Below are 13,059 nucleotides of genomic sequence, written 5' to 3'. Positions count from 1 at the left end.
GCGTGGCGCTGTTGGCCGTGGCTGGCCTGGCGCTGCTGCTGGTTCCACACCGGGGTGGGCGGCGGCACCATGGCCAGGATGCGTTCGACCACCTGGGAGGGCTGGATGTTGTCGGCGACGGCGTCGAAGCCGAGGACGAGCCGGTGGCCCATCACGTCCTTGGCGACGGCCTGCACGTCGGTCGGCAGCACGTAGTCGCGTCCGTGGATCAGCGCGAGCGCCCGGGCAGCCGCGGTCAGACCGAGCGTGGCCCGCGGCGAGGCACCGATCTGGATGACATTGGCCAGGTCGGGCACCCCGAACTCGGCCGGGGTGCGGGTGGCCAGCACCAGTCGGACGATGTACTCGGCGACCAGGTTGTGGACGAAGACGTTCGAGGCGAGGTTCTGCAGTTGCAGCACCAGGTCGGGGTTCAGCACCGGGTTCGCGCTCGGCGGCGTGACGCTCATCCGCCGCAGGATCTCGAACTCCTCGTTGCCGCGGGGGTAGGGCACGTCGACCTTGAGCAGGAACCGGTCGCGCTGGGCCTCCGGCAGCGGGTAGACGCCCTCGGACTCGACCGGGTTCTGGGTGGCGATCACGATGAACGGCTGCGGGGCCGGGTAGGTCTTGCCGGCGATGGAGACCTGCTTCTCGGCCATGATCTCGAGCATGGCCGACTGCACCTTGGCGGGTGCACGGTTGATCTCGTCGGCGAGCACGAAGTTCACGAACACCGGGCCAAGTTCGATGTCGAAGCTTTCCTTCGACGCCGAGTAGATGCGGGTACCGACGATGTCGGAGGGCACCAGGTCGGGGGTGAACTGCACCCGCGCGAACGAGCCACCGACCACGGTGGCGAAGCTGCGCACCGCGAGGGTCTTGGCGACGCCCGGCACACCTTCCAGCAGGATGTGACCCTTGGCCAGCAGGCCGACCATCAACTGCTCGACCATGTGTTCCTGGCCAACGATGACTCGCTGCACCTGTCCGATGGCTTCGCCGACGAGCTTGGCTGCTTCCTGGGGGGTCATCGAACCCGACGACGGTACGGACGTGCTCAAGTCAACTCCTGTGGTGTGGGTGTCAAGCCAGGCAGGTCAAGCATGCCTGCGTGCCACGATACAGTCCCCGCAGTCCGCACCCGGCTCACCACGACCTGCTTCCGTGATGTGGTGAACTAGAGGGGATGTCTGACCAGTCTCCCCCGCCCACCCAGGGCCAGTTCCCGGGCGCACCCCAGGGTGCACCGCAGGTTTTCGCGACCCCGCTGGTCTCCGCCGACCCCCCACGGATCGCCGACTACTGGCTGGACGCGCGACTGGCGGCCACTCCCAGCGGCGTCTCCTACGCCGCCCATGACGGCGACGGCACCTCGGTGATGCTGGTCGTCCTGGCTGCGGGCGCGGCCGGTGACGCAGCGGCCCGTGACCGGTTCGCCGGCGAGGTGAACATGATGCACCTCGACACCGTGCTCGCCCGCGGCGGGCAGGGCCAGGACGCCGGCCGGATGGCCGAGAAGTTCGTGGCCGACACCTCCCCCGATGCCGCGACCACACCGCAGTCACCCTGGGTGGCGCTGGCCTATGACGGGTCACCGGCGGCGGTCGCCGAGGCCAACCGCCTGCTCAGCACCGTCGACCTGTCGCGTGCCCGGCTGATCGGCTCCCCGTCGGGGCCCGGCTACCAGCTGCACTGGCTGGGCAACACCACCCCCGGCACCACCCGGCTGTGGCCGCTGCCGTGGCCCGGGCGCCATGACCGCGCCGGCTGGGTCTCGACGCTGGTGTCGTGGCTGTTGGCGCTGCTGCTGGCCGCGATGGCGCTGCTGATCGCGGTGCTCGCCTTCCAGAACACTCCCCCCAGCCAGGCCCCGCCGCCGCTGCCGACCGACGCCAGCGACTCGTCCTCACCGCAGTCGCCGCAGTCCCAGTCGGGGTCCCCCGAGTCGCAGTCCGGGTCGCCGTCCAGCGACGGCTCCGAGGGCACCCCGTCCGATTCGCCCAGCATGGACTCACCGCAGCCCTCCGGCTCCGAGTCCGGGGGCGGCTCCCCCACACCGAACAAGAGGTTGATCATTGATCAAGGCCATCGCGACTGACCTGGACGGCACCTTCCTGGGTGCCGACGGCCAGCCGAGCCAGCGCAACATCGACGCGGTGCTGCAGGCCGCCCGGCACGGAGTCCGGACGATCTTCGCGACCGGGCGTCCGTTCCGCTGGCTGGAAGTGTTGCGACCGACGCTGGAGGCCGACCCGTTGGTGCTGGCCAGCAACGGCGCGGTCCGCTACGACCTGCACCACCGTCGGGTGATCTCAGCCGACCTGCTCGACGTCGACAGCACCCTGGCGGTGGTCGCCGACCTGCGGGCCACCGACCCGCGTTTGGTGATCGGCGTCGAACTGCTGGAGGGCTATGCCGCCGACCCCAGCTTCCCCATCCACGAGGACCGCACCCACCTGCTGGTCGACCAGAGCGTCGAGGAGGCGCTGAGCACCCACTCGCCGGTGAAGCTGCTGGTGATGGGGCTGCACGTGTCCAGTGACGTGCTGGCTGCCGAGGTGGCGCCGGTGATCAATGAGCGGATGACCACGACCTGGTCGTTCACCGGCATCCATGGTCTGCTGGAGGTCTCCCGCGAGGGTGTCACCAAGGGTTCGGGCTTGGCGACCCTGCTCGCCCAGCTCGGCCTGGAGCCATCCGAGGTGGCGGCGTTCGGCGACATGCCCAATGACCTGCCCATGCTGCAGCTGGTGGGCCACCCGTTCCGGATGGACACCGCCCACGAAATGCTCGAGCAGGCCGGTTTCCCCAGCGCCGGCGACCACGACGACTCCGCCGTGGGTCGTCGGATCGAAGCCTTCCTGCAGGTGTGACGAACCCGCCAGCCCCGGGTGAGGGGCTGGCGGGTTCGTGGTGCTGGAGCTTCGTCGTGCTCGGGCGGTGTCAGGCCTTCTTGACGGTGATCGTCCATTCGGCATCGCCGACCTGCTCGAAGTGGGTCACCGGGTACCCGGCCGCCGCCGCCCAATTCGGGATCGAGTCGGTGGCCTGGGTGCAGTCGAAGTCGATGACCAGTTCATCGCCCTTCTCCAGTCCCTGGATGGCCTGCTTGGCCTCGACCAGCGGGAAGGGACAGACCTGCCCCAGGGTGTCGAGGCGGTAGCGCTTGCCGGCGACCGGTGCGTCGGCGTTGGCGTCGTGCAGGTCAATGGGGCTGACCGCCGAGGCGGTCTGGTCCTTCTTGAACAGGTTGTCGAGGAATGCCATCTGTGTCTCCTGTGGGTTGAGGGGCTGAGGGATCAGGTGCTGATCAGTTCGGGCTTGCGGCTGGCGGTCGGCGCGGGAGCAGCCTCGGCCAGGATGGGCGTGACCACCGCACCGGCGCGCCGGTGGGTCTGGACGAAGAAGCGGGCCGCGAAGCCCACGCCCAGGAAGGTGAACAGGAAGGCGGTCCAGCCCTGCACCCCGAACAGCGAGGTCTGCACCAGCGAGTTGCCGATGGTGCAGCCGCCGGCGATGGAGGCGCCGATGCCCATCAGCGAACCGCCGCCGATCGAACGCAGGGTGGTGTTCACGTCGGGGGTGCGCAACCGGAACTCACCGGAGGCTTTGGCGGCGATGTAGGAGCCGGGGATCAGACCCAGGACGAACAGCACGCCCCAGTCGATGTACTGGCCGTCGCCGGTGGTCAGGAACTGGACGATGTTCGCCGAGGGGGTGGTGATGCCCAGTCCGGCGTTGCGTCCGGTGGCGTTCGACAGCGGGTAGGCCAGGGCGGCGATGACGCCGACGACCACGGCGGTGGCCAGTGGTCCCCACGGACGGCCGAACAGCAGCCCGGCGAGCCCGGCACGACGCGGCTTCAGGGTGGCGACCGCGGTCCGGCGTCCGCTGACCTGCTTCCACACGGCCCAGCCGACGATGAGCGCCAGCAGGCCGACCAGCAGCCAGGGGCTGATGCCGAGGGCACCGTGGATGGTGGTGGTTTCGCTCGGATTCGAGCGGGCCCAGCCGTTGAATCCCTTCAGTGCGCCGTACTTCATCACGGCGGCACCCAGGGCGTAGAAGATCAGGGCGATCCAGGAGCCGATCAGGCCCTCGCCCGAACGGTAGTAGGTGCCGGTGGCGCAGCCGCCGGCCAGGACGATGCCAATGCCGAAGAGGAAGGATCCCGCGATGACGGCACCCCAGATCATCTTCGGCACCCCGGCCTGGATGAGTCCGGCGCCCAGCAGTCCCTGGACGATGACGGCCTGGACGAGGATTGCCAGCAGGAAGGCGGTGAGCCATCGGGTGGAGCGGCTCAGCCACACGTCACGGAAGGCACCGGTGACGCAGAAACGGCCGCGTTGGAAGACGAAGCCCAGCACGATGCCGAGCGCAAGTCCAGAAAAGATCATGATGTTCTCCACGAAAAGTGAAATAGGAAGGGGATGAGCAGAGCCTGACCGGCCGAGGCATGGGAGTGCCCGGGCGGGAGGTATGCAGATGATGCGTGCAGGCGCTCGATGCGCCGCGACGGGCTCACAGAGCCCGTGACCTACTCGATGACTCGGTAGGGTCCTCAGCCTCGACAGGTCGCGGTCGAGACGCGGAGCAGGTCCACGTGGCGACGGGTGACGGGCAGGAACATGTCCACGACGCTAACCCGGGGCCGCGGGATTGTCCGCATCGGCGTCCACCCCTCGGGAAATTGCTTGCGGAATCAACTAGTTCTGGACGGACGAGCGCCTGCGATAGGCTGCCAGCCGACCGCGCAGGACCAGATGGATCCACAGTGGGGGCGTTAGCTCAGCCGGTTAGAGCAGGGGACTCATAATCCCTGGGTCGCGGGTTCGAGCCCCGCACGCCCCACTCAGAGGTACCGCTTTCCAAAGAGATATCGCGGCCCGACAAGCGGCTCAGTGCACATCAAGGCGCATGGATGTCCGCTGGTGAGGGAGGCCCCGGCTCGTCCCACACGTGCGAGTAGGTGTCCGCAAGTAGCGGCCAGACGAGCTGCAGGCCATCCTCAACGGAACGGACATCGTCTGCCAGTGGCGGTAGGACGACGACGTCGTGGGGGATGATGCGGCCCGCACCATCGCGGCGGCCCAGGGGATCCGGGAAACGTAGGGCTACCCCCACGACGACGCGGCGGCAGAGCGTCGACTCGCCCTCCGTGCCTGCGAATGCCCTCTCGTAGACTGGGAGCGGATCCGAGTGCCCCCCGTCGAGCAGGAAGCAAAAACCCCACGAGCGGCCACGTGTGGCCCAGAGAAGATTCACCGAAGGCTCTTGACGAGAAGGCGTTCCTGTACCCCACGGGCGAGGTCGAGCCGGAACTGCGTGAGGGTTGCCGTGAGGTAGTCCCGATCCCCCAGCGCCCGCGCGTGAATTTCCTCAAGCTTCACTGCGCTGACCTTGACGGCCTCCGCGAGCGCTGGGATTGCTACCCCCGCGAGAAGTGGGCCAACCTTCGGCACCTTGACCAGCAGCTTCGCGACGACCTTCGCACCTGCGCCGGTAAGGACCACCGACAGGGCATCGGCGTTGTCCACCACTTTGCCCAGTATCTTGAGCGGAATGTCGAATTGCTCATTCCACTGGGCCAACCTCTCCAACGGCAGCATGGAGGCCACCGGCAGGATGAGGTCGACGCCGACCCGCTCGGTCAGCTCGATCTTGTCAGGTTCGAACTTGGCCGACGACAGGAGTATAAAGTCCTCGCCAAGAGACAGAGCCTCGGGCAACTGTACGAACCCCTTGAGGGTCTCGTGAAGCGCGGCAATGTCTCGGGCGGCCTTCTCGATGACGAGGTCTTGAAACTTGGTCGCGTCAAGGCTTGGGTGCAAATCGGCCTTCGACAGCGCAATGATCCAGATCCGCGGGAACTCGACGAGTGGCTTACCTTCGGTAAGGATGTCGTCCCTGAGTTTCTCAAGTCCCTCACTGAGACCCCAGAGCAGCGACTTGAGGTATTTCTCCTCCTCGCCCGCGTGGTCAAGCAACTTTTGGCCGTCCACAAGTACAAGGGCGACGTCCGACGTCATCAGTGCGGCGAACGTGCCAATTCGGCGCGTTGCCTCTTCATCACTGCTCGGTTCCTGTTCGAACCACTCGCCCGGATAGTCGTGCCAGACCAGGCGCAACCCGTCGAAAGGCCTTGCCTTGGACGTCTTGGCGTCGCCTGGGTCCCGAAGCTTCAGCGTGAAGGAGTAAGGCGTCGCGACGAACCGGTCCGTTTGGGGAACCTGCGCCTGGTTGCGCATGCGCAGATAGTTCTGGCGCAGGCGGGTTCCCTGACCGGTGTCGTCCGCGAGCACTTTGTACAGGCTTTGAGTGAGGAACGAGGGCTCCTGCATCGCGCCGTAAAAAGATGAGACGAGGACGGTCTTGCCGCTGCCGCTCTCGCCGAAAACGGCGATGCTCTGTTCCTTCAACCTGGGTGCCATGTTGTGACGCTAGCAGCTGCCAGAGTCGAGATGTCCGCACTCCCCGTTCGTCACGTCAAACCAGAACTGGGTGGTGACGGTTTCACGCGTGAACGCGGCTGGCTGGCTCTCAGGATTGCCTGGGCTCAGCGACTCGGGGGTGACCCCCGTCCGGACCCTCTCTCCCCGAGCGCTGCTGCATTCCCTGCATGAGTCAGCTGGCGCGCCTAGAACTGGACTACGCCTTACAGCTCGATGGGCTCAAGTCAATGCCGTTGGAACCCTCACCTTTATCGGCGCCAGCCTCCTTCGCGCCACCGCCCCGTTGGGCGCCCCGATGTCCTTTGCGGTCGCCGTCCGCCTGCGCTTCAGCGGCGGCCTCGCCGAATGCGGGCTGCGCGTGGTCGTGACGCCGCTGGGCGGCTCGTCGGTGTCGTACGATAGTCGCATCGACGCCTCAGCCGCCCCAGAGTACGGGAGCAACGGCAACGCCACATGGTGGTCGCCCTCAACAGCAGCTTGGTCATCCAGCATTACGGCAGGGTGACGGTCGCGCTGTTCCTTGGATAAGGCGGCGGTCGGCACACTCATGTTCGACGCGCTACCCGGTGGTCACGGTGATTCCACAGGGGACACACGAGGTGAGGCTGATCAGTTCATGGGTCCCCCACTCGACGAGGCCGTCGGGGAGTCAGTTGCTTGGAACCGAAGACAGGCGCCCACGGCCAGCCTCTCCGTCGACTTCGAAGCCAACGTTGCCTAGGTGCATGTCTCGCAGTCGACCATCGTGGAGACCCACGAGGTCAGTCCCGGGATCCTAGTGGACCTCGACGCCAGTGGCGGTACCGTCGGCATCGAGGTGCTCTCCGGGTCGATGACATCGCACGGCCATCACCGCGTGCTGCCGAGCGACCTGGAAGCCTTGCGGCTGATGCACCCGCAGCTGACCACTTTCGTGGCTTTGCCGTCCGGTCAGCCTGCGCCGACGCAGACCGGGGAGAATTTCGAGGTGCCTGGCTAGGTTCACTCGTCAGCGTGACGCCGCCGTTCCGTCATCCGGCACCAGCCTCAGCACCGGGCGCGGCCGGGGTGCGCCGCGCGTCATCGCGTCGTCAACCGTCCAGACGTCGGCCAGGTCGAGCAACCCCCCGGTGCGGACATTGATCTGCTGCCGGTCCCCGGCCGTCGGCTCGTAGGACGGCAGCGATGCCTGCGCGTTCGGCCCGGCCAGGTCGGCGTAGGCGGTGCCACCGGAGGTCTGGTCGTGGTAGCTGTCCCGGAAGCCGCCGAGCCATCCGGTCAGGCCGGCAGTGGCGGTCCGGAACCTGATCCAGCGATGGTTGTCCCAGCCGTGGGCCGGTGAGACGCCGGGCTGGTCGCCGGCGAAGGTCGCCGCCAGCTTCGCAGCACCCATCTTGCCGCGCAGCGCCAGGTCGGCCACCACCTGGGGCTCCATGTTGAGGTTCATCCCGCCCTCGGCCTCGTCGTGGTGAATCGTGACGATCCGGTCGCGGTAGCCGGGCATGATCAACTGCTCGCCATCGACCCAGGTGCGCGCCGTGGACACCATCAGCATGATGAAGCTGGCCCAGGCTCCGACTCCTCCGGTGGGCAGCCCGAACCAGGGACGACCGACGCCGGCCTGGTTGACCTGCGGCAGGTAGCTGTTCTGGGCCTGGTCGGGACTCTTCTGCTGTCCGGGCGGGAAGGCCCCCAGGTTGAAGGCGAACGTCGGACGCTTCGGCAGTGGCGTGTCGAAGAAATGCACGGGCAGGTTCGAGCACAAGCCGCCGTCGGTGAACCACACGTCGGAGAAGCTCGGTGCCGGCAGCTGGGCCAGCGCCTCCTCCACGGTGCCGGCCGGGTGGGCGGTCCGCCAGCCGGGGACCGCGTCGGGGGCGTCCCGGTTGGCGGGCAGGGTGTAGTCGACGGCCTGCAGCCGCACCGCCTGGATGAGCACCGGGAAGCTCAGCGACATCCGGGTGGCGACCACGATCGGCAGGTGCGGTGCCTCGGGCCAGGGGCGCAGTCGTCCGGCCTGCGCCCGCAGCAGCATCGTCGAGAACCGCGCCGCCGGGGCGTCCGGGAGCTCGGGGGGATGGGCCTCCATCCAGTCGACCACCTCGGCCGGGAACAGCGCGCGCATCCGGGCCGGGTCGAAGAAGAACTCCCGGCTGCGCCACGGCATCGCCATCGGCTGGTGGCGGGTCAGGTTGGTGGTCATCACCCTCAGGGTGACGCCCTGTGCGTCGAGGTCACCAAAGGTCACCGGGGGTGCGCCGGCGCCGCGCCCGGCCAGGGTTTGGATCTTTACGTGCAGCCACGGCGTCAGGGCCGGTGCATTGCCCGAGTCGACCCCCGGCATGCCCGAGCACATGCCGAACTCGTCGGCGGCGATCCGTCCGGCGGTCCTGGCCACGGCGAGCACCAAGCCCAGCAGAACCCCGATCACCAGCAGCAGCACTCCCCCAACCACCCCGGCGACCACCGCGGGTCCGCTGCCCAGGACGGAGAGTGCGACCAGCACCAGCCCGGGCAGCGCCCCGACCAGCGCCCACGGCCAGTAGCCCTTGAGCAGGGCGCCGAGGACGGCCGTGGCGAGCCCGGCGCCCGCCTTGCCCTCGGTGGCATGCAGCAGCCCGAACAACGGCGCGGCGACACGACTCGGCTGGAAGAACGTGGACAGCGTGGATCGTCCGTCGGCTCCCCGCTGGGTCAGGGCCTGGGGCATCTGGTCCAGCTCGGTGAAGCCGCCGGTCGCGCGTCCCAGCTCGGCCGCGGCCGCCGCGGCGGCGGCGATGGCCCCGGCAGAGGCCCCACCGACGTTGCGCAGGCGATAGGTGCGGGCCAGTTCGGCGACGGCCTGGGGGTAGATCACCCCGCTGGTGATGCCGCCCTTCATCACGATGTCGCACTCGAGAAGGGGGCTGGCGTGGGCATGGGTGGACATGAGGGGCTCCTAGCTGCCGAAGAGTCTGCGGTGGTAGGCGGCGACGACCTGGCGGCACATCGCGCTGTAGGGGGCGTGGTCGTCGACGAACCGGCTGACCTGGGCCAGTCGACGTTCGTACTGGGTGACCAGACCGGCGTCGTCGGGGTGGGCGGCGATGTTGTCGTGGGCCTCCACGACAGACTCCAGGTGGGCGACCAGGTCGAGCAGCCGGTCGCGACGGGCCGCGACCAGACCACGTCGCTGCAGGGCGCAGACCTCGATGGTGGCCGCCCCCCGCGGGCTCGGTGTGCCGGTGGCGGTCGCCTTCGGGCGCACCCAGCCGTCGTCAATGGTGGCGGTGCCCCAGACGAACTCCAGGTGCTGGTCGGGGTCGTCGTGGTAGGGGTGCAGCACCAGTGGTTTCTCGCGTTTCTCCTTGCCGGGGGCGGTGGCCCGCCGGTTGCGCGGGGCCAGGGGGAAGGCGTTGGCCTTGCCGGCGGTGCGCGGGTCGCTGCCGGGCAGGTCCTGGCGACGCGGACTGTTGCAGTCGGTGCAGGAGGGCAGCAGGTTGGTCCACTCGCTGGCCAGCCAGTAGTAGCCCGGCGGGGTCAGCGTCCCCTTGATGGTCACCCCGCCCTTGGGCCGGTAGTGCTCGATGGCGACGGGCTGGGTGGCCGCATAGTAGGTCTCGCAGTAGGCGCACTTGCCGCCGAAGGCCTGCTCGAGGGCGGCCCGGACGTCGGGGTTCTTGTAGGCCGTGAACGCGGCGTACTTCGCCGCCCCGTCCCAGGTGGCGTAGAAGGCGAGCACCGCGGTGCGCTCCTTGAGCGTCCTGGGCGAGGCCAAGCTGGGCGGTTCGGGTGGTGCGTCCACGTGTCTCATCACTGCCCCCCGGGCAGGTGCGCCGACCACAGCGTGGCCAGGTGGGCGGTGACCTCGGCCGGCGCCCTGGCGACCGCGTCGCCGGTCTCGCGCCGTTCGGCGATGTAGCGGGCTGCGGAGTCCAGCAGCAGCCGGTCGCGTTCGGTGGTGCCGAACTGTTGCAGTTCCTCCAGTCGTCGCCGCACCCGTTCCAGCTCGGCCTGCCTCTCGGCGGTCAGGTGCCCAGCACCCTGCAACGCGTAGTAGCTCTGCCACAGGTCGGCCACCTCGGGGTCGTCGGTGCTGCCCAGCCCGAAGTGTTCAGAGGTCAACAACTGGTCGATCCGCATGCCGGTGACCGGTGGCAGGTCGGTGAGGGCGACCACCTCGGACTCGCTGTTGCGCCGCACCACGACGACCTCACCGTCGGCCACCCCGCGCAGGCACAACGGCTCGTGGGTGGTGACCACGAACTGCACCCGCGGCATCAGCGAGCGCAGCGCCCCGACGATCCGCATCCGCCAGCGCGGGTGCAGATGGGCACCTATCTCGTCGATCAGGACGATGCCCTCGGCCAGCGCGGGCTGGGGCCACAGGCTCAGCACCGTGCTCAGGATGTCGCACGACATCACCACCATCGACTGGTATCCGTCACTGAGCGCGGTGATCTCGGACCGGTCCCGGCCACGGCGCAGCCACACCGTGCCCCGGCGACGCACCAGCATCTCGTCGGCGTCCAGCGCCAGCAGATGGCCGATGCCCTCGGCCACGTCGTCGAAGACCTCGTCGTCGAGGCTGAGCAGCCACCAGGTGGGGTCGGTCAGGGGCAGCAGGGGGTCGAACAGGTTGTCGACTCGGACGAGTCTGCGGTCGGGTTCGGCGTTCCCGTGCCGGGGCAGCAACCGGGTGGCTCCGTAGCCGAGCATCAACGCCGGCACCTCCTCGGGACCGCTGAACTCGACGTCGCCGCTGCCCCAGCGCAGTTCCAGCGGCTCGCTGCTGCCGGACAGGTAGACCTGCACGAGTCCCCTGCGGGCACGCTGGCGCAGGTAGCTGCGGGCATCGATGTCGAGGCGTCGGCGCTGGTCGCCGCCCATCATGGTCAGCGCGATCGCGTGCAGGATCGAGCTCTTGCCCGACCCGTTCTCGCCCAGCAGCACCGTCCAGGGTCCACGCTCGCTGGTCGAACGGGTGAGGTCGATGTCCAGGTGGCGGATGGGCCGGAAATTCTGGATGACCAGACGCTCGATCCAGCGGGCGGCCTGGAAGTATTCGGGTCGTCCCGGTTCGGCGCCGCTGCTGGGTGCCAGCGTCGGCCCCGCCATGAGGGATCGCATCGGGTGCTCCCTGTCCAGTTGGCGGCGCATGCTGGTGAACGCGGGTTCGTCGGCGGGGCGGACGTCTGCCTGCCCCTGGCGGCGCGCCTGCACCAGGGACTCCCGGTTCAGCGAGAGCAGGTCCAGGCTGACCCTGCCCCGTTCGGACAGTGCGCTGACCCGACCGTCGGCCCCGTAACGCAGGTGCAGGTCGAGGTCGTCGGTCTCGGGGTTGAGCAGCAGGGCGTCCTCCTGGTCGGGGTCACCGCCAGGCTCGATCCGTGCGCCGATGACCGGGAAGCGACTGCCGCGGGTGCGCACGCAGTCGGTGCAGGGAGGAAACAGGTTGGTCCACTCATAGGTCAGCCACCAGTAGGCCCGCAGGTCGACCGCTCCGTCGGTGCCCACCGCACCCCACGGGGGGCGGTGGTGGGTGACAACGGCGGCGTCCGACCCGCTGGGGGCCAACGGTCGCTCGCAGTAGGCGCAGGTGCCCATGGTCATGGCGACCAGCGGTGCCACCACGTCGGGGTGTTGCAGCAACGGGTCGGGGTCGGGGCCGCGGGAGCGCTTGTGGCGCCACGCCTTCTCCAACTCGTTGGTGAGCCGTGGCCGGGCCTCGGCCAGGACGCCGGGTTCGTCGAGCCTTCGCAGCATGGGGACCCCTCGCGCCGATGGAACCTGCCACCAGTATCGCCCCGTCGGGACGTGTCCGGAAGGGGGTATCCGGCCGGCCGCAGGAGTGCCGGGAAATCTCAGCTGACTAGCAGCAATACTGTGGGCGCTGGGTATCGTAACACTGTCACAGAAGGACTATGCTGCCGCTGTTGGCGCTGCTGCCACACCCACCCCCCGCTGGGTCAGTGGCGCTGTGGGAGGCGACCATGTCCACCACGTCACGACCCTCGATGCGGTGGCGCCACCGCGCCGGGGCGCTCGTCGCCAGCCTGGCCCTGGTGGCCACCATGCTGGTGCACCTGTCGGCCCCCGCGCAGGCCGCCTACGACGAGCGCAAGGGTCCCAACACCACCAGCCGGGTCACCCTCACCTTTGACGACTGCCCCACCTCGCTGAGCGCCTTCACGTCCGTGGTGGTGGCCGCCGAGCAGATGGATCTGGGGCTGACCCTGTTCCCCACCGGCAACTGCATCAGCGCCGGTCGTTTCGATGCTGCCTTCGCCCGGGCGCACGGGCACTACGTGTTCAACCATTCGATCAACCACCCCTACCTGACCACGTTGTCCTATGCCGGGGTGCAACGTGAACTCGGTGCCCCCGGGGTGGTGACCAGCTTTGGTCGTCCGCCCTATGGGGCCCTCAACGCCACGGTCCGCTCGGCCTATGCCTCCGTGGGCATGCAGCCGTGGCTGTGGAACATCGACACCAATGACTGGCAGGGCAAGTCCAGCGCGAGCGTGATCAGCTACGTGGTGAACAACGCCAAGCCCGGCAACTCGGTGCTGATGCACATGCAGTGGAACGGGTTCAATGCCAGTGCCCTGAGCCAGATGAAGGCCGGCCTGAATGCCCGCGGCATCGGCGTGTGCCGCAACTA

Annotated in this window: 12 protein-coding genes and 1 tRNA gene; 5 read left to right on the top strand and 8 right to left on the bottom strand. The window is 68.4% G+C overall.

The window, feature by feature from the left end:
* Positions 1 to 1,013: MoxR family ATPase (locus tag IPV09_RS13485; RefSeq protein ID WP_207475788.1), on the bottom strand; the 1,013-nt coding region annotated here is incomplete at its 3' end.
* A 155-nt stretch (positions 1,014 to 1,168) separates the two neighbouring features.
* Here IPV09_RS13485 and IPV09_RS13480 point away from each other — a divergent pair.
* Both IPV09_RS13480 and IPV09_RS13475 read left to right on the top strand, forming a co-directional pair.
* A complete protein-coding gene (locus IPV09_RS13480; protein WP_242681634.1) occupies positions 1,169 to 2,080 on the top strand; it encodes a hypothetical protein in 912 nt (303 codons plus the stop codon).
* Complete coding sequence (locus tag IPV09_RS13475) at positions 2,058 to 2,855, top strand: HAD family hydrolase (protein ID WP_207475785.1); 798 nt, start codon at positions 2,058 to 2,060, stop codon at positions 2,853 to 2,855. The genes IPV09_RS13480 and IPV09_RS13475 overlap by 23 nt, the downstream gene beginning before the upstream one ends.
* Before the next feature lie 70 nt (positions 2,856 to 2,925).
* Here the strand turns inward: IPV09_RS13475 and IPV09_RS13470 are convergent, their stop codons facing one another.
* The 3 genes from IPV09_RS13470 to IPV09_RS14720 form a co-directional block, all read right to left on the bottom strand.
* Positions 2,926 to 3,249 carry a sulfurtransferase TusA family protein gene (locus IPV09_RS13470; protein WP_207475784.1) on the bottom strand — a complete coding sequence of 108 codons (324 nt, stop codon included), beginning with the start codon at positions 3,247 to 3,249 and terminating at the stop codon, positions 2,926 to 2,928.
* Positions 3,250 to 3,281: 32 nt separating this feature from the next.
* A complete protein-coding gene (locus IPV09_RS13465) occupies positions 3,282 to 4,382 on the bottom strand; it encodes a YeeE/YedE family protein (RefSeq protein WP_207475782.1) in 1,101 nt (366 codons plus the stop codon).
* 164 nt (positions 4,383 to 4,546) lie between these two features.
* Positions 4,547 to 4,615 (bottom strand): putative leader peptide, encoded by a 69-nt coding sequence (locus IPV09_RS14720; RefSeq protein ID WP_370590338.1) that lies wholly within the window; start codon positions 4,613 to 4,615, stop codon positions 4,547 to 4,549.
* Positions 4,616 to 4,762: 147 nt separating this feature from the next.
* Between IPV09_RS14720 and IPV09_RS13460 the strand changes: the two genes are divergently transcribed.
* Positions 4,763 to 4,836 (top strand) — tRNA-Ile (locus tag IPV09_RS13460).
* A gap of 410 nt (positions 4,837 to 5,246) precedes the next feature.
* Here the strand turns inward: IPV09_RS13460 and IPV09_RS13455 are convergent.
* The gene (locus tag IPV09_RS13455; protein WP_207475780.1) at positions 5,247 to 6,416 is read right to left on the bottom strand and encodes a hypothetical protein; all 1,170 of its coding nucleotides are present in this window, start codon (positions 6,414 to 6,416) and stop codon (positions 5,247 to 5,249) included.
* A 742-nt stretch (positions 6,417 to 7,158) separates the two neighbouring features.
* Here IPV09_RS13455 and IPV09_RS13450 point away from each other — a divergent pair.
* Positions 7,159 to 7,416, top strand: coding sequence for a DUF2283 domain-containing protein (locus tag IPV09_RS13450; RefSeq protein ID WP_370590337.1), 258 nt, complete (start codon positions 7,159 to 7,161; stop codon positions 7,414 to 7,416).
* Positions 7,417 to 7,425: 9 nt separating this feature from the next.
* On the opposite strand, the gene IPV09_RS13445 is transcribed toward IPV09_RS13450, so the two are convergent.
* The 3 genes from IPV09_RS13445 to IPV09_RS13435 are packed head-to-tail and all read right to left on the bottom strand — an operon-like array spanning position 7,426 to position 12,161.
* Positions 7,426 to 9,345, bottom strand: coding sequence for a patatin-like phospholipase family protein (locus tag IPV09_RS13445; RefSeq protein ID WP_207475778.1), 1,920 nt, complete (start codon positions 9,343 to 9,345; stop codon positions 7,426 to 7,428).
* A gap of 9 nt (positions 9,346 to 9,354) precedes the next feature.
* The gene (locus tag IPV09_RS13440; RefSeq protein ID WP_207475777.1) at positions 9,355 to 10,200 is read right to left on the bottom strand and encodes a hypothetical protein; all 846 of its coding nucleotides are present in this window, start codon (positions 10,198 to 10,200) and stop codon (positions 9,355 to 9,357) included.
* Positions 10,201 to 10,208: 8 nt separating this feature from the next.
* On the bottom strand, positions 10,209 to 12,161 hold the full coding sequence (locus IPV09_RS13435; protein ID WP_207475775.1) for an AAA family ATPase: 1,953 nt from the start codon (positions 12,159 to 12,161) through the stop codon (positions 10,209 to 10,211).
* 227 nt (positions 12,162 to 12,388) lie between these two features.
* On the opposite strand from IPV09_RS13435, the gene IPV09_RS13430 reads away from it, so the two are divergent.
* The coding region (locus IPV09_RS13430; protein WP_207475773.1) for a polysaccharide deacetylase family protein at positions 12,389 to 13,059 on the top strand (671 nt) is incomplete at its 3' end.

This window comes from Tessaracoccus sp. SD287, from assembly GCF_017355265.1.
In the GTDB taxonomy this organism is placed as follows: Bacteria; Actinomycetota; Actinomycetes; order Propionibacteriales; family Propionibacteriaceae; genus Aestuariimicrobium.
Note: the sequence above shows the minus strand (reverse complement) of the source record. Positions and strands in the feature narration are given on the sequence as shown.